This window comes from Pelagihabitans pacificus (genome assembly GCF_009371985.2).
Taxonomy (GTDB): Bacteria; Bacteroidota; Bacteroidia; order Flavobacteriales; family Flavobacteriaceae; genus Pelagihabitans; species Pelagihabitans pacificus.
Map to the genome: position 1 here is coordinate 799,102 of NZ_VIKU02000001.1, position 23,080 is coordinate 822,181.

Below are 23,080 nucleotides of genomic sequence, written 5' to 3' on the forward strand. Positions count from 1 at the left end.
TTTTTTGGCAAATATATCACTACATCTTTTGGCCAGTAGCCGTTTTTCGTTTTATTTAACGCTCGATACTACTGCTTGTATCAGTTCTGTGTCGGTCAATTGCACCGAACCGTCCGCTACATACCGACCAGCACTCATCGGGATTTTAGGCGTACCTTGTATGTTTTGCCGAACCCTTGTGCCCGATAAGTGAATCGCCTTGAATCCCCTTTCCCGAAACAGCCCCACATTATCCAAACTAATTCCCGAACCCGGCAAGATCGTACTAGTCGTGGCTTCTCGATGCAGATCATGCAGTAGGTCTATCCCTTCCAAGGCACTCTTTTGCTGCCCGGAACTCAAAATATTTGCAACACCCATAGCTTCCAACCGTCGTAAGGTCACATAGGGGTCGTTCACCCAATCGAAGGCCCGGTGAAAAGTAAACGAAAGGTTTTCGGCTGCCGTTACGAGGGCTTCGGTGCGCTTTTCATCCAACGAAAAATCGTCTAGTAGTACGCCGCATACGATTCCTTCAAAACCTAGATCAACACAAATTGCTATGTCTTTTTTCATTATCTCGAATTCCATTTTGGAATAGGAGAAGTCTCCACCCCTAGGGCGGATCAACACGTGAACCGGAATCGACACTTGTTCCCTTACCAGCGTTAGGAGTCCGTAGGAGGGAGTGATTCCCCCTACCCCCAATTCGGAACAGAGCTCGATTCTATCGGCCCCGCCTTTTTCGGCATTCAGTGCTGACTCCAAGGAATTGGCACAAACTTCTACGAGCATTTACCTATATTTAAGGCACTAAAAATAACCATCCTATCCATGAAAAGAAGAAACTTTCTAAAAAATTCCAGCGCAGCCACCGCGGGGCTACTCTCGACCCCCTTGCTAGGTTCTTGCCAAGAGAAAAAAACGACGGCGATTTCCCAAACCGGCAATCCGTTGCGGCCCATCGTTATCTGCACTTGGGATTTCATGAATGCCTCTGCAAAAGCTTGGGAGGTTCTGTCTAGAGGTGGCAGTGCGCTAGATGCCGTAGAGCAGGGTGTGATGGTCGAAGAAGCCGACGTGGACAATCAGACAGTGGGGGTAGGTGGAAGACCCGATCGCGACGGCAACGTGACCTTGGATGCCTGTATCATGGACAAGGATGGGAATTGCGGGGCCGTGCTCTATCTGCAAAACATAGCCCACCCGGTTTCGGTCGCCCGAAAAGTAATGGAAGAAACCCCCCATGTAATGCTGGCCGGAAAGGGAGCTGAACAGTTCGCCTATGAAAAGGGGTTTAAAAAGGTACGTTTGCTAACGGAAAAATCGAGCCAGGAATGGCAGGAATGGAAAAAAACCTCCGAGTACAGGCCGATTATCAATATTGAAAACCACGATACTATCGGGATGCTCGCCATTGATCAAGACGGGAATATCGCAGGAGCCTGCACTACGAGTGGCATGGCCTATAAAATGGCGGGGCGGGTAGGAGACTCCCCCATTATAGGGGCCGGACTTTTCGTCGACAACGAAGTAGGCGGGGCCACGGCAACCGGTGTCGGGGAAGAGGTCGTACGAACGGTAGGGAGTTTTCTGATCGTAGAATTGATGCGCCAGGGAAAATCGCCCCAAGAGGCCTGTGAAGAGGGCGTAAGACGCATCATAGCCAAAAATAAGGACCATACCGACTTTCAAATAGGGTTTATTGCCATCAACAAACAGGGCGAAACAGGGGGCTACTGCATTCAACCTGGGTTTACCTACAGGACCTATTCCGAGGTCGGGCATAGGAACAATCCCGCAAGTTCCTATATCACCATCTAAATTTTCCGTAAAGTAGATAATCTTCGTAGCTTTGATATCCTTCAAGAACACTTCCAATGGCTGAACAAAAACGACTTTTTTTACTCGATGCATACGCCCTGATTTTTAGGGGCTATTACGCCCTTATAAAAAATCCGAGAATCAATTCAAAGGGTATGGACACCTCTGCGATCATGGGTTTCATGAATTCGCTCTTTGACGTCATTAAACGGGAAAAGCCCGACCATTTGGCGGTATGCTTCGACAAGGGAGGAAGCGTGGAACGCACCGAACTTTTTGCCGAATACAAGGCCAATCGCGACGAGACCCCCGATGCCATTCAAATCGCCATACCCTACATCCAAAAAATCCTAGAGGCCATGCATATTCCCTCCGTAGTGCTGGAGGGTTGGGAAGCCGATGACATCATCGGTACTTTGGCCAAACAGGCCGAAAAGGAAGATTACAAAGTTTTCATGGTAACTCCCGACAAGGATTTTGGACAACTGGTCTCGGAAAATATATTCATGTATCGCCCTGCCCGTATGGGCAATGGCATCGAGATTTGGGGCATTCCCGAAGTACAAAAGCGTTTCGGTGTCGAAAAGCCCGAACAGGTCATCGATTATTTGGGAATGATGGGCGACGCGAGTGATAACATCCCGGGCTTACCCGGAGTCGGCGACAAGACGGCCAAGAAATTCCTTGCTGAATTCGGGTCGATGGAAAATCTATTTGCAAACACGGATAAGCTCAAAGGAGCCATGAAGGCGAAGGTAGAGCAAAACAAGGAACTGGGACTGCTCTCCAAAAAATTGGCAACCATTTGCACCGATTGTGACGTGAAGTTCAACGCTGAGGATTATGAACTTTCGGTTCCTGATGCCGAAAAGGTGCAGGAGATTTTTGAGGAACTTGAATTCAGGAGGCTCAAAGACCAGTTTCTAAAGATATTCTCTGGGGAAGTAGATACCCCGCAGACCCAAGTTACCAGCACCGAAACGGCCAAAAAACAGGCACAGCCAGCTGGCAGCGGACAGTTTTCGCTTTTTGGCAACGATGGCAACGCCGCCGCCACCATCAAGGAAAGCTCTAGCAGGAAGACCATTAAAGATGTTCCCCATGTCTACCAAACTGTCAACCCGGGCATGGCAATGAAACTCTTTATACAGAATCTATTGCAGCAATCTTCTGTGTGTTTCGATACGGAAACAACGGGAATCAATCCCTTGACAGCCGAATTGGTAGGAATCGCGTTTGCTTGGGAGTCGGGAAAAGGTTTCTACATTCCGTTTCCGGAAGACAGGCAGGAGGCTCAGGAAATCATCGAGCAATTACGCCCCTTCTTCGAGTCGCAAGACATCGAAAAAATTGGCCAAAACCTCAAATACGACATCAAGGTATTGCACAAGTACGACCTATCGGTCAAAGGAAAGCTATTCGACACTATGTTGGCCCACTACCTTATCAATCCTGATATGCGCCATAACATGGATGTACTGGCAGAAACCTACCTCAACTACACACCTGTTTCGATCACCGAGCTGATCGGCAAAAAAGGAAAGAACCAACTGAGCATGCGCGATGTGCCTTTGGAGCAGCAAACCGAATATGCGGTAGAGGATGCCGACATCACCTTTCAGTTGGCACAACACTTTCGACCTGAGTTGGCCGAGGCGAAGATAGAAGAGCTTTTCAACAGTATCGAAATTCCGTTATTAAGGGTGTTGGCGGATATGGAATTAGAAGGCATCAATCTGGATAAAGTATTTTTAGAGTCCCTTTCCGATGAGTTGAACAGTGACATTGCCTCGCTTGAAAAGAAGATTTATGAAGCTGCCGGGGAGGAATTCAATATCGGTTCGCCAAAACAATTGGGGGAAATCCTCTTCGATAAAATGAAGTTGGTCGACAAACCCAAAAAAACCAAAACCGGACAATACTCCACTGCGGAAGACGTACTTTCATATTTGGCAAAAGACCACGAAATCATACAAAATGTTCTGGAGTACCGGGGACTCACCAAGTTAAAAAGCACCTATGTCGATGCATTGCCCGAACAGGTGGAACCTTCCACAGGACGGGTACATACGGATTACATGCAAACAGTCGCCGCTACCGGGCGTCTGAGTAGCAACAATCCCAATCTACAGAACATCCCCATCCGTACCGAACGGGGTCGCCAGGTACGCAAGGCGTTTGTTCCAAGGGATGAAAATCATGTACTGCTAGCTGCTGATTATTCCCAGATAGAACTTCGAATCATCGCTGCGCTAAGTGATGAAACTACGATGATCGAAGCTTTTAGAAATGGAGAGGACATTCATGCCTCTACCGCTTCCAAAGTTTTCAATGTACCCATTTCGGAAGTCACCCGCGAGCAACGAAGCAACGCAAAAACGGTTAATTTCGGAATCATCTACGGGGTTTCGGCCTTTGGACTCAGTAACCAGACCGACCTCTCGCGTTCTGAAGCCAAGGAATTAATCGATACCTATTATAAAACCTATCCCAAGCTACGTAATTATATCAGTGACCAAATCGATTTTGCCCGTGAGCACGGGTATGTCCAGACCGTTCTGGGAAGGCGTCGGTATTTGAAGAACATCAATGCGGGAAATCAGGTGGTACGTGGTGCTGCGGAAAGGAATGCCGTAAACGCCCCGATTCAAGGAAGTGCCGCTGATATTATCAAGATTGCGATGATCAACATCCATAAGAAACTGGTAGAGGACAGCTTTAAAAGTAAGATGTTACTACAGGTACATGATGAACTGGTGTTCGACGCCTACAAACCTGAACTGGAAAAGTTAAAGTCCATGGTGAAATCCGAGATGGAGAATGCCTATAAGCTTACCGTTCCCTTGGATGTGGAAATGGGTGTCGGAACCGATTGGCTAGAGGCGCACTGACATACAAAAAACCCTCTTTCGCAACAATTTTTTTATTTCATGGCTGTTCTACTATAGTTTAGCATACTATTTGAGCAGGTCTCGCCATGAAAACATTAATTCTATTACTGCCAATTCTCATTTTTTCTTTCAACGGAATGGCCCAAACGGACCGGGAGCAAGAAAAAAGGCTTGGAACCGAGGTAACGGTACAACCCAAGGTAAAGGTATTTCCCAATCCTGCTACCAGTGTAGTAAACATACTTGGGCTTTCCAATACGAACCGGGCCGAGATAACCGTGTCGGATGTATACGGAAACATCGTACTTCAACATCGATGGGCCGTTAGAAACCATGCAGTGAACATCCCGATTTCAGATTTACATCCAGGAATTTATATTATTGCGATTCGTTCGGAGGAGCAACAGGTACAGACCAAGTTCTACAAGCAATAGTTTAGTCGAAGACAAAATTGTAGGTAACGGCGAACAGTGGACTATTGAGAATAGACAGTTCATAGGTCCCTAACGGACTTCCCAAAAACACATCTGAATCGACGCCATCTTGCCGTTGGGCATAATATACATTGAAGGGGTTTCTCCTGCTATAGACATTATAGACCGTAAATGTCCAATCGCCTACCCATTTTCGATTGGGATTTCTTCCATACTTTATTTTCCAAGAGAAGTCTAGTCGATGGTAAGGCCTAAGACGCGCATTGTTTCGTTCTATGAAAATAGGCACGTTGATATCTTCCAAAACGAATACACTATTTGCTACCGTATAGGGCCGACCGGTCTGGGCTGTAAAATTGAAACTCCAGGTATTGTATTTGTTGCCCTCAAAATTAATCGTTCCGTTGAATACATGGGGTCTGTCAAATTCGGAGGGATACCACTCATTGTTATTGATCCTGTCGGCAAGCCTTTCATTTTGGGAACGCAGGAGACTTCTGGAATAAGTGTAGTTAAACCAGCCGTTGAAGACCCCTTTCGGTTTTTTAAAACTTAGTTCTACCCCATAGGCTTCGCCCTCTGCCTGAACAACATCCCTTTGTAAAAACTCCTCCAGAAAAAAATCGGCACCCGGTTTGTACGTCAAATTATTCTGGGTAGCTCTATAATAACCTTCCAAACCTACTTCAATGCTGTTGTCGGCGATATTCTTGTAGATTCCGAGGCCATAATTGTCCGCCCGCTGTGGTGCGATGTCGGGATCGGAGGTTTTCCATCTAGAAGTCGGTAAAGGAGTCGTTGTGTTATAAATATTTTGAAGATATTGGTTGGTGCGTGCGTAGCTTGCCTTGATCGACGTATTCTCACCGATTTTTAAATTAGCTCCCAGTCTTGGTTCGAGGCTGTTATACGTCTTTACGGCATCGCCTTTTCCAAACACCGTGGAACCTAAAAGATTACCCGTAACATCATCAAAAGTAGCTTCGATAAAAGGACCAACAAATACAAAATGGTTGAACCGGAGCCCCCCTGAAAGAGTTAATTGTTCGAACGGCTTCCAATTGAGGTTGGCAAAGGCGGCCATTTCATAGCTCGTTTCCGTTTCTAGGGAAACAGGAACAATGCTATTGCCGAAACCGGGATCCAGGGATCCCGGCATGATTTGATATTGATTAACTTGGATACCTCCATAGTAATCCAGGTTGTCATTGACCGTTTTTGAGTATTCCGAAATAAAGCTTAAATAGTCGATGGTGGCATCATAGGTAATTTCATTATCGTTATCCACTTCCGGAAAAATGGTTTTGGGGGTATAATGACTGTAGACCAAAATATTTCGAAGATTCGATTCATCCCCAAAGGTATGGGTCCAGTTCAAGGTGCCATTAAGGGTCTGAAAGTCGTACTGGTTGTTGCGCGCATTGATATTTTCCACTTGGGAAATTAGGTCTAATTGATAAAAATCCTTGGTGTAAAAACCGGTAAGGGAAATTTGATCCCTTTCGGTAGGCAAATAGAGCAGCTTCATCGTTGTGTCATAGAAATTCGCCTTGGTATCTTTCAGACGCTCTGAGAATAGGGGCAAAAGAAAGCCCGTAAATCCGCCTCGACCCCCGATGTTTAATAGTAGTTTGTCCTTAATTAAAGGGGTTTCCAAAGTAAAACGGCTTGAAACAATACCGATTCCACCTGAAATCCTCGTTTTTTCGACATAAGGGTTTTTCACTTTCACATCCAAGACCGAGGTAATTCGGCCGCCATACCTTGCGGGGATGTTCGCCCGGTACAGATCAACCGTTGAAATCATATCCGGAGTGAATACCGAGAAAAGGCCGAAGAGATGGGTGGGGTTGAAAACGGGTGCATAGTCGTACAACAATAGGTTTTGATCTAAGGAGCCTCCCCGTACGGAAAGACCGTTGCTTACCTCTCCGGCGTTATTCACCCCGGCTACCAAGGTCATACCACGCAGTACGTCGAACTCCCCGACCGCTGCGGGTATTTTTTTCAAGTCTTTTGCATCTAATTGTAACGCACCCATTTGGGGAGTCTCTACCAAATCCAATCTTTTCTTTGCCCGAACGACCACCTCTGACAATTGCTCTTCTGCTTCATCCAGCTGTATTCGCAGAATCGAATTCCTGTAGAGCTCCACCGTTCTTGAATAATCCCTGAATCCAATAAACGATACCCTAATAGTGTATACTTCCCCGGGAAGACTAATGGAGAACCGACCGGACGAGTTGGTAACCCCGCCACAGGCACAGGGTGTGATGGAAATAGAGGCATCATCCAACGGCAGACCCGTTTCGGCTGCCAACACTTCGAACGATAAGGTATATTCCTGGGCCTGTACATAAAACAGTCCGGACAGAAAACAAAGGACTGTTGTCAATATCAATGTTTTTTTGGTCATGGTTTGAAATGCTTTCATTGCGAAATCCATCCCGGGGGAGGTATCGCGGTTCTATATTTTGACTCGTTGCAAGCCGCCGTACCTGTAATCGGCGATGGGACAGGATCCCCGAACTCTTCGTAATTTGTGAGCCCCAAGGATGTGAGGGCCTCCTCTTCGATTCCCTTGCGATTCACAAAAATTGAACTACTTGTGCTCGCCGCGGCCGTAAATCTTCCGAACACAAATTCCTCACTATCCGCGCTGGTCATATTGCCGACCAACGCTGCTGGTGGAGGAGCATTTAATCCACTATTGTTATCTATCAAATCTTTGAGCACTTTATAATATTCATGAGCGGAAGGGGTCAATATTAATTGCTCCACCTCTATAACCATATTTTCCTTTGTGTTCAATAACACGTTCCCGATGGAAAACTCGGTCGTAGGTTTACCATCGGAAAATCGATCATCGAACAGTGCAACGCCTTCTGGATACACAATTTGCCAACAGTCTTGCTCACAAGCGTAGGTAAAAAAAGGATCCCCCACAATATTAGGACCGTACGCCCTGCACTCTCCTTCCCGGTAGTAGCCTTGTATGCAAGTCTCACATAAAACAATCTTTTGAAATGCCTTATAACGCCAATAGTAAAAATTCCTTTCACCCGGCGGATCTTCAAAAGAAACCAAAATCTCGTGCCCTGGAACGAATGTGCCATTTGAAGATGGCAAAGGCTCGAGTTCGGCATCATAGCGAACATCAAGATCGGATATGGGTAGTGGTTGCAGCACTGTTTCAATCCCAGATTCCAACTTTCTACCATCCGGCATTAGAATATGAAGTTTCCATTGCTGCCCAGGAATAACAATAAAATTGGAGGGTGGAAAATAAGTGCCTTCAATTTCGGTCAATTGTACAAAATATCCCGAAACAACATTTTCAAAACTGACATCCGCCCCCTCAACGACATTAACAACATATTTTCCAAATTCAAAGGCTGAAATCTCAACCTCGACAAAGGACATGCCGGGGACGGTAGTTGCGAAAGCCTCTACAAATACCAAATCCTCTTTCAGCTCGAATTCAGGCGTTATCGGGTCGGTGCACGCTACAAATAGCAGTAATGCAAAAATGGCACTTACCGGAGGCGAAAATTTTATCCTGTAATGATTCCTCATATAACTGTTTCTATCATACCGTCTTGCTGCCAAGCTGTCCGAGAACCTACTGATCTATCCACAATTCAGGTCGTATGGCGGTTCTGAACCTTGTTTCCGAACAGGGGGCCGAGGTGGTCGGCGGCGGTGGCAAGGGCGAATTAAATGTAGGTTCCAAACGAACGGGATCTCTCGTCTCCAAGGGCTGCTCCTCAATAAGCGTACGATCGATGAAAAGAGCGGCCGTAGCGGTAGCCGCGGCGGTAAACCTCCCAAAAACAAAGTCTTCGCCGTCCTCGGGATTGAACATGTTGCCAACCAATGCTGCAGGGGGTGGTGCATTAAGACCGCTACTATTATCAATGATGTCTTTCAATACCTTATAATAGCGATAGGCTTCTGGGGTTAGTGAAAACTGTTGCACCTCTACAACCATATCTTCCTTTGTATAGAGAAGTAGATTTCCTATGGATAAGTTGGAAACATTTTTGCCATTGGCAAATTCATCTTGAAAAATAGCAATGCTTTCCGGAAAACGAATACGCCAACATTCACTTTCACAGGTATAGTCAAAATAAGGAAATCCGGCAAATCCCGGTCCCAAACGTTGGCATTCCCCTTCCCGAAAGACCCCCTCGAAACACTTCTCGCAAAAATCCAGATTTTCGTATGTTCTATAAGTCCAATAATAATAATTATCGCGATCTGGAGGGTCGTCAAAGGAAACCAACACTTCATGGCCCGGCACAAATTTCCCCCCGAACAGTTCCCTGAACTCCAATTCGGGATCATATCGGACCTCTATATTGGATACCGGTACCGATTCCAATACGGTTTCCGGGAACGACTCATAACGTACCCCATTGGGCAGTACAATCTTCAGTTTCCACTCTTCCCCAGGAACTACCCTAAAATCAGGTGGTGCGACATAGGTCCCATCGATCTCGGTCAATATAATCGATTCCCCGTCATTTACCTTTTCAAAACTAACCGTAGCACCTTCCAAGAAATTAACCACATATACCCCAAATTCAATGGCCGATGTATTGATCGTAACAAAGGAGGCACCGGGGGCAGTGGATGCAAAGCCCTCTACAAATACCAGACCCTCACGAAATTCGAATTCAGGCTCTATGGGATCTGTACATCCCAAAAGGAATCCTACGACAGTATATCGTAAAATTTTGAGTAGTCTCTTTTTTCCCATCATCAAAGATTACTCCTTAAAGATAGGCGAAGTGAGGTGATTTTATTAATTGATTTTAAACATTTTCCAAAAAAAAAAAAAGACCCTTTTTGGCATTGCAAAAGGGTCTTACATCCAATAATTGGAATTATTTATCTTCTCTTGAATATCAATTCTCCGCTAGCGTTAAAATTGGCTACATCCAAATCGCTGGCATCTATAGCCATCGTATCCCCGTTGATGGTGACGTTCGTGGTAATCGTCATACCCTGGTCATCAACAATCGCCAATTCAGTACCATCAAAGGTATAGGTGCTGGTGTCGGTGTCTTTCTCGGTCGGACAAGGAATATCGATACCGGTACCTTGCGAGTTCACTCCAATTTCCAGGTAATTAACCGAATTCTCAGCGATGACCGTCAAATCCTGATTGAAAGTGAATGTGATGATAAAACAGTCCTTTGCAGTTAAAAAGTTAAGGGCATCCCTGCCATTTTTTGCATCGTCGCTGGCCGTTTGATCATCGATCTGTAATTCGACGGCATCCCAAACACCTACAATTGAATTTTGGTCCGGTTCCTCGGTTTGCCCTCCATCATCGGAAGAACAGGAGAATAACAGCGTGGTAGCTATAACAAATAGTAAAATATTATATTTCATGGGACTCGATATTTTGTAGTTTACTCTAATGAACGTCAAAATCAGGTTAATATTACAATTCAATCCATTCCCATAACGCCTTCACCTTTTTCAAAAAGTCAAACGGTACCCTATCAGTTACTGTCGTTCGTATATAATGGTCAAACTTCCAAAATCTTGATCTTGACCTCTCAATATCATTTCCGTATTACCAATCTGTACCTGGGATTCTATGGTCTGGTCCCCTGTTACGGTAGTCAGAGCTGCATTGGAGAGCGTATAAGTACCTGAAACCGTCGGGGCTACTTCACAATCTCCCAAGAAAGTTCCATCGCCGACAGGTTCCAATGTTATATCGGAAGTGAAGGAAGTGAACGTTCCGTCTTCATTAAAGGTGAGTGTAGAGGTATAGCAATCCAGTTCTTGAATGATGTCATTGGAACTCTGCCCATCACCGTTTAGATCAAAGGAAAGCGAAGTGGTGAACGAGGTGGCGTCCCATTCCCCAACGATTGAGGGAGTTCCGGTTTCATCTTCATCCGATGAACAGGAGACCAAAAGCGACACACTTAGCAAAAGCGTAAAAAGATATTTCATAGCATATCATTGTATCAGTTAAAGATAAAAAATAAACTGAAAGGCGGGTAGCTATCTACTTTTGGCCCTTGCTATTGCTCGAAGAGATTATAAAATAAAGCGATAGGTGGCTTTTATCAAAAACGTATTGTCCAGTTTCCGATTTAAAATCTGACCGTCCAGATTACTTCCCAAAGAGTCCATCGGATCGCCAAAACCACTCAACCCTTGCGACCATACCAAGAACACTTCCGACCCCGGGATGTATTCCCAACGTAAAACCAAGTTCGAACGGAACTGCACGAAAGCGAAATCCGGATCCCCGAATTCGTAGTCGGTGGCACCATCAAAATCCTCGTCTATCAGAAAGGAATCGGTGGCATTATTTCGTGTGATTTGACTACTGTCATATAGCGTAATCCTTTCCCCTAAGTCTTCTGCAAGGGCGTTGTTCACATAATTAAAATCGGTATACGTACCTCTTGAAATAAATGGTTCCCCATAAAATTGTATCGATAAATTTGGATTGAGGCTGTAGTTAAAACGTATGGCGGTGCTGAAAGTGCGCTGATCGATATTGGCGGTGATGTATCGCGGGGTACCGTTGAACGAGGTCTCGGTAACATATTGAGTCTTATTGGGATTTTCCTCGTATTCAGAGGAAACCGACAAACTGAAGGCATCAAATGGTTGATAGCGAAAGCGGAATACGTAGCGAAGCAAGGAGAAATTATCCTGCTTTGCCTGACTATTTATATACCCTAAGGTAACGTTGAACTTCTTTCGTCGATCACTTCCGACAAATAGGTAGGCAAAATTTTCTTCGGACCAACGCCATCGAGGTCCGCCACGAAGGACCGTGTTCGAGAAAATCCTCGGTTTATGGGCAGCACCTAGCTCGGTAAACCAATTGTTTTTATAATTGATAAAACCTTCCAATTCATATTGTATCCTATTGTAATTACCCTCAAAGTCATAGGTCGTAAATTGTTCGATTCCGATTTGCGCCCTTCGGTAGAGGTTGGTAGGTGTTAAGAACAAACGATTCAATTCGGCATACTGTCTAATCTCGTCGGCCTGCCTCAAAAACCCGACATCGTTGAGTTCCAGTTCGGGTGATTTCCAGTTCAATCCACCGGAATAGCGCCAATTGCCCCCGCCGGCCTTGCCGGCTTCGAGCCTACCTCCGGTACCGGTCAAAGAGGTACGTTCAGTATCTACCTCGACATGGTCCGCATCGACCCGTTGAAACAAATGGGTGAGTTCTTGTTGGGTAGCTGTAATCGCCTCTTTGCTTCCGGTGACATGACTGGTAACCAGATTGCCCTCCACGTAATAATTACGATTTTTCCAATTGTGTTTGAAATCAAATCCCGCGGTGTATGCCGATTTTCTTAGAAAATCGATATTGGGCTCCAATTTGCGGTTGGTAGCGGTGAAGATCCCCCCCACGTACGAATTGCGCTCATTGAAGTCTTTTTGAACCCTTCCTACCAAATAGTTGGTCAGCGGCTCCACCAATTCTTTTCTACGCTCCCCTTCATTGTCGATTTCGGCAAACATATCCCCCGTAACACTTTCCAAGAGCCCCAAAGACCATCCTTTTCTGGTCTTTCCCGAAAACTTGGCCGCCCCTAGGATAGTGGTATTGGTAGGCACGTCAACAAACTCGCCATCGACCGAATTAACCGCCCCTTGCGGATTACGGCCAATACGACGACTGTAGAACACGTTGTCGTTTCTACCGGCAAACCGGTAATCGAAAATATTCTTGTTTTCGATAAAGAAGGGGCGTCGTTCTTCGAAGAAAATCTGGAAACCATCCAGGGCTATTGCTCCCGGATCGGCATCGACCTGACCAAAATCCGGATTTACGGTAAGATCTAAGGTGAGATCATTAGTAATCCCTATTTTGGCGTCCAGACCGCCATTGAAGATAAAATCGCTTCCATCCCGAAAAGGATTGCCTTGCTCTTTCTCGTAGGTGTCCAACTGGTTCACGAAGAAAGGCTGTATTTCCAATTGTTTTTGTGGCTGAATATTCATCAACCCGCGTAAAATTCCAAATTCACTTACCCATCCCGGGGTATCCTGCGGAACGTGTTGCCAAAGCGAACGCTCTTCTTCCCTGAAAACCCTACGATTCATCTGCAGGCCCCAGATCTGTTCCTCCTGTTTTCCAAACTTCAACTGACTGAAAGGTATTTTCATTTCGGCGGTCCAACCATCATCATCTATATTGGAAGCGGTGTACCATATCGGATTCCAACTGGGGTCCCAATTATCACCATTCTGGGAAACGAACTCATCCCCTTTGACACCCGCGGCCGAAACATTAAAAGAAAAAGCGGTACGTTTGTCGTTGTAGCTGTCGATATTGATCTCGATCCAATCCCCTGCAAAATTATCCCGGCGAGACAATCTTCTTTCAATTTTATCCGGGATGGAATCATAACACCGAACACCCACGTACAAATTCTTGGCATCATAGACAATCTTGAAAGTTGTTTGTTGACTTGGTGGTTTTCCGTTGTCCGGATCAAATACAGTGAAATCCCCTGCCCATTCGGCCACCTTCCACCCGTCATCGTTTAAGACACCATCGATTTCTATACCGGCGGTATCGGGGAGCTCTTGGGTTATATAAATACGCCTCGCAACAGCGGCTGAAGGGTTATCCTGGGACCAAACCGAATCATGAAGGAAAAAGAGAATGGCAACTAGGAAATATATCTTTCCCATGAACAAGGAGTGGTTTGTGGTTTGGATTAAAGACGCGAAGATAGATGGATTGTTACAGTGATGTGCCGTTCAATGTTTTTTTAACAGCGTTTAGAAATGGAATCGCTCCCGAAAAGTGAAGACTTAAAATTGGGACCCACCGACCTTAAAAAATCTTGAAAATAATCAGAAACAAGCATTTGCATTTCAACTTATAAGTTGTACATTTGCAGCCCTCTTATGGGGATTGAAATGTTTAATCATTAAAATAAAAGTAGTGGATACATTAAGCTACAAAACTATTTCGGCCAATCGCAAAACCGTTGACAAACAATGGTTATTAGTAGATGCTGAAGGAGAAACATTGGGGCGCCTCGCCTCCAAAGTCGCCAAATTGTTACGAGGGAAACACAAGCCTGACTTTACTCCACATGTAGATTGTGGGGACAACGTAATCGTTATCAATGCCGAAAAAATTCACCTAAGCGGCAACAAGTGGGACGACAAAACCTATTTGCGCTATACGGGTTACCCAGGTGGTCAACGATCCGCTACCGCAAGAGAGGTTTTGGCGAAAAAGCCTGCAAGCGTGGTAGAGCGTGCGATAAAAGGAATGCTTCCAAAAAACAAATTGGGTGCCGAATTGTTCAGGAACCTCAAGGTATATGTGGGTGCAGAGCATCACCAAGAAGCACAGAAACCAACCGTATTCAATTTAAAAGAATTTAAGTAATGGAAGTAATTCACAAAATTGGCAGAAGAAAAACAGCTGTAGCCAGGGTGTATGTATCCCAGGGAAAAGGTACCATTACCGTCAATAACCGAGAGCTTAACGATTATTTTCCTACCGCTACCCTTCAGTACAAGGTGAAACAGCCCTTTGCGTTGACAAACAACGAGGACAATTACGATGTAAAGGTAAACGTATATGGTGGTGGTATTACCGGACAGGCGGAAGCCATTAGATTGGCTCTTTCCAGGGCCATGTGCGAGGTAGATGCGGAAAACCGTGCTGCTTTAAAACCGGAAGGATTACTTACCAGGGATCCGAGAATGGTAGAGCGTAAGAAGTTTGGTCAGAAAAAAGCGCGTAAGAAGTTCCAGTTCTCCAAACGTTAGGAAAGAGTTTTCAGGTGCTTCGTACGAAGCACCTTATTTTATATTCATAACCAAGTTCATTGAAAGTTTCCGCTACTTGGCGGAGACACTTAAAAATCCTTATTCGCGGAAGCAGTAAGGTAAGTTAGTTTAGCATCTAAATGGTAGAGGCTTCTCGAACCCAAATTCGGGATACCACTTTATCATTGCTATTTCAAAAGAACGTAAACTAAATTAAAAATGGCTAAAAAAGTCGAAGTAAAAGATTTATTGGAAGCAGGTGTGCATTTTGGCCACCTTACACGAAAATGGAATCCCAACATGGCGCCCTACATCTACATGGAGCGTAACGGGATTCACGTTATCAACCTTTACAAAACAGTTGCGAAATTAGAGGAAGCCAATGAGGCTCTCAAAAAAATCGCTGCCTCAGGAAGAAAGATTCTTTTTGTCGCGACCAAAAAGCAGGCAAAAGACATCGTTGCCGAAAAAGTGGCAAACGTAAACATGCCGTACATTACGGAGCGTTGGCCTGGTGGTATGTTGACCAACTTTGTAACGATTCGAAAAGCGGTGAAGAAAATGGCCTCTATCGATCGTATGAAAAAAGATGGTACGTTCCTAACGCTTTCTAAAAAGGAGCGTTTACAAGTGGATCGCTTGCGTGCCAAATTGGAGAAGAACTTGGGTTCTATTTCGGAAATGACCCGTTTACCGGGTGCTATCTTTATCGTTGATACCATGCGTGAGCATATCGCGGTAAAGGAAGCCCAAAAATTGAACATCCCTATTTTCGCAATGGTCGATACCAATTCGGATCCAAGGGATATCGATTTCTTGATTCCTTCCAATGACGACGCCTCTAAATCTATCGAGATCATCATGCAGTCGGTAACCGATGCCGTTGCAGAAGGATTATCAGAAAGAAAATCTGAAAAACAAGCAGAGAGCGAAGGTGCCGAACCTAAAAAGGAAGAAAAAGTTGTTAAGGAAGCGCCTGAAATCGCTAAAGTAGAGACTGAGCCCATCGCAAAAGACGAAACAAAGGAAATAGAGGAAGCACCGGTAGTAGCGGACACCACGCAACCCGAACCAACGCCGGAAACCGTGGAAACCAAAGCGCCGCCGGTAGTCGCAAAAAATCCCAGGACCGAAGTCGATGTAGAGGAAGTCAAAGAAGAAGTAGCGAAGGAAAAATCGACCTCTAAAAAAGCATCGAAATCGGATGATTTGACCAAAATCGAAGGTGTGGGACCAAAAGCCGCCGAGGCCTTAGCGAACGCCGGATTTGAAACATTTGGGAAATTGGCCAAGGCCGATGCGGATAAAATCAAGGAAATTCTTACCGAGGCCAGTTCGAGAATGGCTCATTTAGACCCTACCTCATGGCCAAAACAAGCTCAAATGGCGGCCGATGAAAAATGGGACGAGTTAAAGGAGTGGCAAGACAAGGCCAAAGGGGGAGTTGAATAAGTTTACGCATATATCAAATAATCAGTAAGGCTTCCCATGACAGGGAATTAAAAAAATAAATTTTAGCTATGGCAAATATCACAGCCGCAGAAGTAAATAGATTAAGAAAAACGACCGGTGCTGGAATGATGGACTGCAAGAAAGCATTGGTGGAAGCGGAGGGAGATTTCGATAAGGCAATCGAAATCCTTCGCAAAAAAGGTCAAAAGGTAGCCGCCAAAAGAGCCGATAGGGATTCTTCCGAAGGAGCTGCTATCGCAAAGGTAAATTCGGACAATACCAGTGGTGTCATTATTTCATTGAACTGCGAGACCGACTTTGTCGCCAAAAACGATAGTTTCGTAACCTTGGCGAACGAACTGGCAGACCTGGCCTTGGGCTATGATAGTAAAGAGGCTTTCTTAGCGGCCGACTTTAACGGGATGACGGTCCAGGATAAGTTGACCGAGCAAACCGGTGTCATCGGGGAAAAAATCGAAATCGGTGGTTTCGAAACCTTGAGCGCTCCTTTCGTTGGATCTTATATTCACGCAGGAAACAAGATTGCCGTCCTAACTGGGCTTTCGGCTGCTGTTAGTGGTGTCGAGGCTGCAGCCAAGGACGTGGCCATGCAAGCGGCCGCAATGAATCCTGTGGCCTTGAACGAAGAAGGTGTTGACCAATCGGTCATCGACAAGGAAATCGAGATTGCCAAAGATCAATTGCGTCAGGAAGGGAAACCGGAAGAAATGTTGGATAAAATTGCACAAGGAAAACTAAAACGCTTCTTTAAGGACAATACCTTGGTCAACCAAGATTTTATCAAAGACGGAAAGCAGAGTGTCGCCCAGTATTTAAAATCGGTCGATTCCAACTTGGAAGTTATCGGATTTAAGAGGGTCGCTCTAGGATAGGACAGTGCCAACCAAATCAGAAAAACCGCCCTGACAACAATGTCAGGGCGGTTTTTTTTACAGTTCATGGAACGGATAAATCAATGTTCAGATACTACTATTGTATATAAAAAAGTAGTGGTGACTTTGATATTTTATTCAGTTAAAACCTTCATCAACTCTTCAAAAAATGGGACAACCAATGAGGTATCCGAACCAATCAACCAAAGCAGCATTCATTTATAAATCATTCATTTAGCATCTTTAGTTTCTCCAGCCCGTGTGTATTTTCCGGATTCAGTTCAACGGATTTCTGATAGAACTTAGTGGCATTTATCGTATCAAACGACCTTTCGTAACCCTCACCCAGACTATCCCACACGTTCCAAGATGTAGGATGTTCTTGGGTATTTAGTTTAAAAATATCCAAGGCTTTGTTGTTCTCTTTCAGATTTAATAACATATAACCTATGCTATTTAATAGCCTTTCAAAGTTCACTTTCAAATACTTTTTATCAGCTATCAATTCTTGATAGTAAACTTTGAATGTATCGAAGTCGCTCTTTAGACTTTTCTCTAGTAACGACTCAAAAATAAAATTATCCTCTATCCTTAAATCCCTATCTACCAAGCCTGCTATATGATTAATAGCATTTTCAATATTATACCAAGACCCTAATCCATTGGAAAGCAAAATGATGCTTAGACCATTCGATGGAAAAGTTCTATACGCCGTCACGAAAGAACCCGAAAAGCCATAGGAGGCATGACCGTTTACCCCATGATAATCCCAACCATAGGTGAATTGTTTATCCGAATGTGCATAGTCGAACAAGGACCACATCTTCCTCTTGGTCTCCGCCTTTATTAAAATATCATTCCCCATGGCTTTGTCCCATTTAACAAAACGCTGCACATCCATATTCAAACCATTGGCCGACAGAAGATATCTTCCCTGAAGATAGGAAAGGTCGGCAGTAAGCTTCCCTTTACTAAAGAAAAAATAAGGTGTTGCGCGATTCTGCACGATATCCCTTGAATCCGAGGAAAAAAGAACATCCTTGTTCATCGGGGCCCCATTAAATTGATGTTTCCCTACGAATTCTTCGATATTAATTCCTGAAGCTTTTTCAATAATTTGTTGAAGCATCCAAAATCCCGTTTGATTATAGTCATATTTTTCACCTTTATTGAATCGGAGTTTTTGACCAAATACCTTTGCTTTTGCTTCGGTCTCGGTCAAATCTTGAAATTCATAGTAGGGAGCCATATCGGGCAAACCGGAAGAATGGGTCAACAAGTGTTTGATTTGGATATCGTTCCATGAAGCTGGCAAACCACCGATATACTTCGAAACCGGATCTTCCAAAGAAAGTATCCCCTCCTCAACGAGTTGAAAAGCACTTACGGCTGTGAAGGGTTTTGTTAAGGAATACAACCTAAAGATCGTACTGTCCGAAACCGGTACTTGATGTTCCAGATTTGCATGCCCGAAGTGATTTTTATGAATTACTTTCCCATTTTTGACAATAGCCAAGGTAGCACCAGGAATTCCGTACCGTTCGGCAATAGTTGCCATATATGCATCTACTTTTTTGAATTCAATCGAATTCCGGGTGTTGGTCTCCCTTGTTCTGTCGGGTTCGGTTCTGCATCCAAGGAATAGCAACCCAACAATCCACCATAACCTCATCATCGTATGTATCATTTTTTCCCTAGACTTTTCAGTTTCTCCAGCCCATGCCTATTGTCGGGGTTCAGTTCGACCGACCGTTGGTAATTGATAAGGGCATTTGTGGTATCTCCCGACATTTCATAGCCTTCCGCAAGGCTGTCCCACACATTCCAAGAATCTGGATACTCTTCGGCATTCATCATAAAGTATTTTATGGCGTCCCGAATCCTGTTCCTACCTACCAATTCGTATCCCAAGGAATTGATGATACCCTCAAAATTCGCCTCTGGGTACGTTGCTTTCAATCGCTCGTATTCTTGTTTCACTTGATCAAATGTCTTCTGCAGTATATGATTCATTAATTCGAAACGAATGGCTACATCCCTATCCAACAACGTATCGTCTATCAAACCCGCTATATGCATCACCGAGCTATTTACCCCTGAAAAATATTTATAGCCAGTGGTCAATAGAATAATGGTTAGGTCATCCTCCACAAATTTTTTGAGACTGACGATTGTTCCGCCCGAAAAACCGATCACGGAATGCCCATTGACACTATTAACACCCCAACCATAGGCAAACTGGTGGTCGTTCTTGTATTGGAATGGGCTCCACATACGCTTTTTGGTCTCGGGTTTTAGCAACTCATTATTATCTAACCGGAGGTTCCAATCAATAAACTCCCGAAGTGTCAGTGCAATACCTGCCGCACCGTACATGTATTCGGGAACATCGAACTTTTTTTCTTTCATAATGCCCTTCCCATCGGCAAAATATTCCGTAGCCCTGTTTCTAGCTTGAGTATTTTGGGCGAATATCAGGGCATTCTTTCTTCCTTCAAATTGATGGTCCAATACAAAGTTTTCAAACGATTTTTTGGAGATCTTGGCAATCATTCGGTTCAGCAGCCAAAAGTTGGTTTGGTTGTAACTGAAACGTGCTCCCGGCTTGAATTCGATAGCCCCTTTAAACACTTTAGCCTTGTGTTCAATCTCATTTGTCGCCTCATAACGTACCATATCTGGCAAACCGGAAGAATGGGTCAACAAGTGTTTGATTTGAACCTTTTGCCAAGCAGCTGGTAAATCCTCGATGTACTCCCCTATGAAATCATCCAGGTCAAGCTTATCTTTTTCAACCAGTTGAAAAACTCCGGTAGCGACAAAAACTTTGGAAAGGGAATGCAGCTTAAAAAGTGTATTCGCTTCCACAGGAGTGTCACTATCCAAATCCGCTTTTCCGTAGTATTTTTCGTGAATTACCGAACCATCCCGAACCACTGCCAGGGCCATTCCTGGAATCTCGTAGCGTTCGGCAATCGTTTTTAAATACATATCCAATTGTTTGTCTAACGGTTTATTCGAATTGCTCTGTGGCTTTATCGAAGAGGTGATAAAAAACAATACTAAAAAACTTGAAATCCAATTCATCTTTAGGAAGGTTTAGGGTGTAGCTGTCCACACGGCCGTTGAGCGAACGCATGAACCAGTACGCTGATTGATTTTTAAAAATGTCGGGGTTTGGTTATTCGGCTCGAATCAGAATATCGCCATTCCAGGTCTTAAAGAGCATTTCTGGGCCACCGCCGTTGATTTCCCCACGAACCCATTGCTCCAGTTTTACTTTGTAGGTATCTGACTTTTCGCTGGTCTCTACTTGAGTTTTCTGGGGTATGACCTTCATATCGAAATCGGTCAAAATCTCACCCATATCGGTGCGTAGTTTCATATCGGCTCTTATAGACTTGGGAAAAGTCACATCCAAATCACCGTTAAGGCTACTAAAGGCCATGTTGGCATCGGCAGCAATCGAATTGAACACCACTTTTATATCGCCGTTCACTGTATCGATTGATGCAGAACCATTCACCTGCAGTAAGGTTACTTCCCCATTTACATTGCTGATCTCAAATTCCCCGTTCACCCCCTCGACATCGATATTACCCTCATTGACGGTTTTCAATTTTAGCGAACAGTTTTTAGGTACTTTGATATCCAAATTGGTGGTTCTATTGTATTGCTCATTGATGATCTGGACTACATTGTCTTTCTCCTCCCCGCCGATGCTCAGCGAACTATTGGAAATGCGTTTCATGCCGTTCTTCGGCTTGTCATCTTTGTAATGGGCTTTTTTGTTTCCAAAAGAAGCCTTCACAATGACTTCCCTCCCATCATGGGCCGCCACCGTTATGGAGCCAGCAATTTGTTCTACAATCAATTTTCCCGGTTGCCCCGGATTGCTCAAGGGAATTGAAAAAAGTTCTACACTGGTGTCCTGTGCTTTTGCCCCTAGAATAACGAGCACTATCAATAGTAGGGTCGTCTTTATATTTTTCATGATGATTCGTTTTATTTTAATTCCTGCTTTTTCTCGTTTCCACCTGGAATCGATTTAGCGGAAGTCTGATTTGTTTTTATATTTTTTTGATGAATACGTTCCCATTCAAGGTCTCAAAATCGTGGAACAATGTCCCATCCCCGATCTGCACGATCGGTTTTGCCTCGTATCGATATTTGGCCTTCTTTCCTTTTCCCGATTCGTTCTTGCTGGTCTTGGCATATTGCCGGGCTATCTCGAAATCGGTGAACAGCTCCCCATTCATACTCTTAAAGGCGATTTCGGCCGATAGATCATCCTGATAGCTAATATTGATATCCCCGTTCAAACTGTAATAGGTCGAGGATTCTTTGGGATTGGCCGCATAGGAAATTTTCACTTCACCATTGATTGCATGCACATCGGTCTTGCCGGTGACATTTCCCAACTCAATACCGCCATTAATATTGTTGGCCTTAATGTAGCTACCGGCCATATTCGATACCCTAACTTCCCCATTGTTAATGGTACCTACCGACAATTGGATGTTACGAGGAACCCGAACCTTGAAATCCAATCGATGGTCATAGGATGGCGCCACCCATTTGTGGTGATCGATGGAAGATAACCGTCCGTCTTTATACTCCATGTTGGGCACTTGGGCGTGAAGCACTATTTCGTTGCCTTGCCGTAATACCTTAATCCCGATTTCCTGTTTTCCCTGCTCCAACTTTTCGGAAGTCTTGCCCCAAATCGATTTTTCGACCAAAAGCTGAACTTGATTTCCGTCATATCCTTCCACTGCTATCGAGCCGTTCAAGTTTTGAACGATCAGTACGTTATCACTATTGCCAGGGGAATCAAAAGACACTTCCCTTTTGATTTCTTCCTTAAACTCCTTTTTTTGCGCTTTTACACTTTGTACCATGGTGGCCAATACCACTAGGGTGCACACGACTACTTTTTTCATTTGATTATGATTTAATGATTGATGAATAAACCCCTAATAAATTGGGCATGTATTGTTACTTTTTTTAAATAATTTGATCTATGGAATTTTCTAGTTTTTGCTTTACCGAACTGTCGAGCTCTTTTGTCCGCATTAAGGTTTTGAAGGATTCGACTGATTTCTTCTCTTGCAAGGCCACCATTAAATCAGCCAAGGTAATTTGAACGATCGGTGATTCTTGATGCACAATCGATTGTATCAAACCTTCCCTTACCATTGGGTTTTCGACATAATTGATCAATGCTTCGATAGCGGCCAAACGTACATTCACATTGGCGTCTTTATTCAGTGTTTGTAAGAGAGCCTTGATCACTTTTTCATCGGCTTTTTGTATTTTATTGACTTCATTTACACCCTGCAACCGTTTATTTGCCGAAGATTGTTCCAACAAGGTCAACACCAGTTGCTCACGTACCTCCACGGTCTCCGCATCGGAAACCGCAACTGTTCGAACCGAGTCGTCTGTTTTGCCAGGATTTAAAAAGTAGCCGACCCCCAAACCAATAGTCAGTAGCAACATACCATAAGCCAGTTGTGGACGCCACAAAAAATAATATAATGATCGTACCCCTTTCCAAAGGTCTTTTGGTTTTGCTTTATCTTTTTGCGTTTTCGCATGCAGCATTTCAAAAAAACTTTCGTTCATCCGTTCCGAAGGTTCCGGAACCGTCGTTTCATCCATTCGTTCCCAGGCATGGCACAAACTATCGAATTCATCCTTATATTCCGGATAATCCTTCAACACGCGTTCAAATTCAGCCCTGCCTTCTTGATCCAATTCCCCGGCCAAATATTCCATCATCTTGGTTTCAAATTTTTCTTGTTGCATA

General features: G+C 44.4%; 19 protein-coding genes. 7 read left to right on the forward strand and 12 right to left on the reverse strand.

The genetic code is table 11. From position 1 onward, the window contains the following. Positions 1–51 precede the first annotated feature (51 nt). Positions 52–774 (reverse strand): copper homeostasis protein CutC, encoded by a 723-nt coding sequence (locus FK220_RS03525; RefSeq protein ID WP_152572890.1) that lies wholly within the window; start codon positions 772–774, stop codon positions 52–54. A 39-nt stretch (positions 775–813) separates the two neighbouring features. Here FK220_RS03525 and FK220_RS03530 point away from each other — a divergent pair, with 39 nt between their 5' ends. From FK220_RS03530 to FK220_RS03540, 3 genes are all read left to right on the forward strand, one after another. Next, on the forward strand, positions 814–1,803 hold the full coding sequence (locus tag FK220_RS03530; protein ID WP_152572891.1) for an isoaspartyl peptidase/L-asparaginase family protein: 990 nt from the start codon (positions 814–816) through the stop codon (positions 1,801–1,803). A gap of 56 nt (positions 1,804–1,859) precedes the next feature. Further along, on the forward strand, positions 1,860–4,694 hold the full coding sequence (gene polA, locus FK220_RS03535; protein WP_152572892.1) for a DNA polymerase I: 2,835 nt from the start codon (positions 1,860–1,862) through the stop codon (positions 4,692–4,694). Between the two features lie 86 nt (positions 4,695–4,780). Next, entirely contained in the window at positions 4,781–5,128 is a 348-nt protein-coding gene (locus tag FK220_RS03540) for a T9SS type A sorting domain-containing protein (RefSeq protein ID WP_152572893.1), read from the forward strand. A gap of 1 nt (position 5,129) precedes the next feature. Here the strand turns inward: FK220_RS03540 and FK220_RS03545 are convergent, their stop codons facing one another. The 6 genes from FK220_RS03545 to FK220_RS03570 form a co-directional block, all read right to left on the reverse strand. Next, a complete protein-coding gene (locus tag FK220_RS03545) occupies positions 5,130–7,544 on the reverse strand; it encodes a TonB-dependent receptor (RefSeq protein ID WP_238718881.1) in 2,415 nt (804 codons plus the stop codon). A 14-nt stretch (positions 7,545–7,558) separates the two neighbouring features. Continuing rightward, positions 7,559–8,704 (reverse strand): DUF4249 domain-containing protein, encoded by a 1,146-nt coding sequence (locus FK220_RS03550; RefSeq protein ID WP_152572895.1) that lies wholly within the window; start codon positions 8,702–8,704, stop codon positions 7,559–7,561. 46 nt (positions 8,705–8,750) lie between these two features. Continuing rightward, entirely contained in the window at positions 8,751–9,893 is a 1,143-nt protein-coding gene (locus FK220_RS03555; protein ID WP_152572896.1) for a DUF4249 domain-containing protein, read from the reverse strand. Positions 9,894–10,021: 128 nt separating this feature from the next. Beyond that, positions 10,022–10,528 (reverse strand): hypothetical protein, encoded by a 507-nt coding sequence (locus FK220_RS03560; RefSeq protein ID WP_152572897.1) that lies wholly within the window; start codon positions 10,526–10,528, stop codon positions 10,022–10,024. Positions 10,529–10,645: 117 nt separating this feature from the next. Further along, positions 10,646–11,104, reverse strand: coding sequence for a DUF5004 domain-containing protein (locus FK220_RS03565; protein WP_152572898.1), 459 nt, complete (start codon positions 11,102–11,104; stop codon positions 10,646–10,648). Between the two features lie 87 nt (positions 11,105–11,191). Further along, positions 11,192–13,825 (reverse strand): DUF5916 domain-containing protein, encoded by a 2,634-nt coding sequence (locus tag FK220_RS03570; protein WP_152572899.1) that lies wholly within the window; start codon positions 13,823–13,825, stop codon positions 11,192–11,194. 256 nt (positions 13,826–14,081) lie between these two features. Between FK220_RS03570 and rplM the strand changes: the two genes are divergently transcribed. From rplM to tsf, 4 genes are all read left to right on the forward strand, one after another. Then, positions 14,082–14,537 (forward strand): 50S ribosomal protein L13, encoded by a 456-nt coding sequence (gene rplM / locus FK220_RS03575; protein WP_152572900.1) that lies wholly within the window; start codon positions 14,082–14,084, stop codon positions 14,535–14,537. Beyond that, the gene (gene rpsI, locus FK220_RS03580) at positions 14,537–14,923 is read left to right on the forward strand and encodes a 30S ribosomal protein S9 (protein ID WP_152572901.1); all 387 of its coding nucleotides are present in this window, start codon (positions 14,537–14,539) and stop codon (positions 14,921–14,923) included. The genes rplM and rpsI overlap by 1 nt, the downstream gene beginning before the upstream one ends. A 219-nt stretch (positions 14,924–15,142) precedes the next feature. Beyond that, on the forward strand, positions 15,143–16,375 hold the full coding sequence (gene rpsB / locus FK220_RS03585; RefSeq protein ID WP_152572902.1) for a 30S ribosomal protein S2: 1,233 nt from the start codon (positions 15,143–15,145) through the stop codon (positions 16,373–16,375). A 68-nt stretch (positions 16,376–16,443) separates the two neighbouring features. Next, a complete protein-coding gene (gene tsf, locus FK220_RS03590) occupies positions 16,444–17,268 on the forward strand; it encodes a translation elongation factor Ts (RefSeq protein WP_152572903.1) in 825 nt (274 codons plus the stop codon). A 226-nt stretch (positions 17,269–17,494) separates the two neighbouring features. Here the strand turns inward: tsf and FK220_RS03595 are convergent, their stop codons facing one another. The 5 genes from FK220_RS03595 to FK220_RS03615 form a co-directional block, all read right to left on the reverse strand. Next, entirely contained in the window at positions 17,495–18,943 is a 1,449-nt protein-coding gene (locus tag FK220_RS03595) for a serine hydrolase domain-containing protein (protein ID WP_166204751.1), read from the reverse strand. Positions 18,944–18,951: 8 nt separating this feature from the next. Beyond that, a complete protein-coding gene (locus FK220_RS03600; RefSeq protein WP_152572905.1) occupies positions 18,952–20,355 on the reverse strand; it encodes a serine hydrolase in 1,404 nt (467 codons plus the stop codon). A 94-nt stretch (positions 20,356–20,449) separates the two neighbouring features. Then, the gene (locus FK220_RS03605) at positions 20,450–21,262 is read right to left on the reverse strand and encodes a DUF4097 family beta strand repeat-containing protein (RefSeq protein WP_152572906.1); all 813 of its coding nucleotides are present in this window, start codon (positions 21,260–21,262) and stop codon (positions 20,450–20,452) included. A gap of 76 nt (positions 21,263–21,338) precedes the next feature. Continuing rightward, positions 21,339–22,211, reverse strand: a complete 873-nt coding sequence (locus tag FK220_RS03610; protein ID WP_152572907.1) for a DUF4097 family beta strand repeat-containing protein — start codon at positions 22,209–22,211, stop codon at positions 21,339–21,341. Positions 22,212–22,275: 64 nt separating this feature from the next. Next, positions 22,276–23,079 (reverse strand): HEAT repeat domain-containing protein, encoded by an 804-nt coding sequence (locus FK220_RS03615; protein WP_152572908.1) that lies wholly within the window; start codon positions 23,077–23,079, stop codon positions 22,276–22,278. Position 23,080 lies beyond the last annotated feature (1 nt).

Bases quoted from the DNA above. Each gene is read 5' to 3' on its own strand.
- tsf (WP_152572903.1), top strand. From the start codon at position 16,444: ATGGCAAATATCACAGCCGCAGAAGTAAATAGATTAAGAAAAACGACC.
- rpsI (WP_152572901.1), top strand. From the start codon at position 14,537: ATGGAAGTAATTCACAAAATTGGCAGAAGAAAAACAGCTGTAGCCAGG.
- FK220_RS03605 (WP_152572906.1), bottom strand. From the start codon at position 21,262: ATGAAAAATATAAAGACGACCCTACTATTGATAGTGCTCGTTATTCTA.
- FK220_RS03615 (WP_152572908.1), bottom strand. From the start codon at position 23,079: ATGCAACAAGAAAAATTTGAAACCAAGATGATGGAATATTTGGCCGGG.
- FK220_RS03610 (WP_152572907.1), bottom strand. From the start codon at position 22,211: ATGAAAAAAGTAGTCGTGTGCACCCTAGTGGTATTGGCCACCATGGTA.
- FK220_RS03565 (WP_152572898.1), bottom strand. From the start codon at position 11,104: ATGAAATATCTTTTTACGCTTTTGCTAAGTGTGTCGCTTTTGGTCTCC.
- FK220_RS03545 (WP_238718881.1), bottom strand. From the start codon at position 7,544: ATGACCAAAAAAACATTGATATTGACAACAGTCCTTTGTTTTCTGTCC.
- FK220_RS03540 (WP_152572893.1), top strand. From the start codon at position 4,781: ATGAAAACATTAATTCTATTACTGCCAATTCTCATTTTTTCTTTCAAC.
- FK220_RS03525 (WP_152572890.1), bottom strand. From the start codon at position 774: ATGCTCGTAGAAGTTTGTGCCAATTCCTTGGAGTCAGCACTGAATGCC.
- FK220_RS03560 (WP_152572897.1), bottom strand. From the start codon at position 10,528: ATGAAATATAATATTTTACTATTTGTTATAGCTACCACGCTGTTATTC.
- FK220_RS03555 (WP_152572896.1), bottom strand. From the start codon at position 9,893: ATGATGGGAAAAAAGAGACTACTCAAAATTTTACGATATACTGTCGTA.
- rpsB (WP_152572902.1), top strand. From the start codon at position 15,143: ATGGCTAAAAAAGTCGAAGTAAAAGATTTATTGGAAGCAGGTGTGCAT.
- FK220_RS03600 (WP_152572905.1), bottom strand. From the start codon at position 20,355: ATGAATTGGATTTCAAGTTTTTTAGTATTGTTTTTTATCACCTCTTCG.
- FK220_RS03595 (WP_166204751.1), bottom strand. From the start codon at position 18,943: ATGATGAGGTTATGGTGGATTGTTGGGTTGCTATTCCTTGGATGCAGA.
- FK220_RS03550 (WP_152572895.1), bottom strand. From the start codon at position 8,704: ATGAGGAATCATTACAGGATAAAATTTTCGCCTCCGGTAAGTGCCATT.
- FK220_RS03570 (WP_152572899.1), bottom strand. From the start codon at position 13,825: ATGGGAAAGATATATTTCCTAGTTGCCATTCTCTTTTTCCTTCATGAT.
- FK220_RS03530 (WP_152572891.1), top strand. From the start codon at position 814: ATGAAAAGAAGAAACTTTCTAAAAAATTCCAGCGCAGCCACCGCGGGG.
- polA (WP_152572892.1), top strand. From the start codon at position 1,860: ATGGCTGAACAAAAACGACTTTTTTTACTCGATGCATACGCCCTGATT.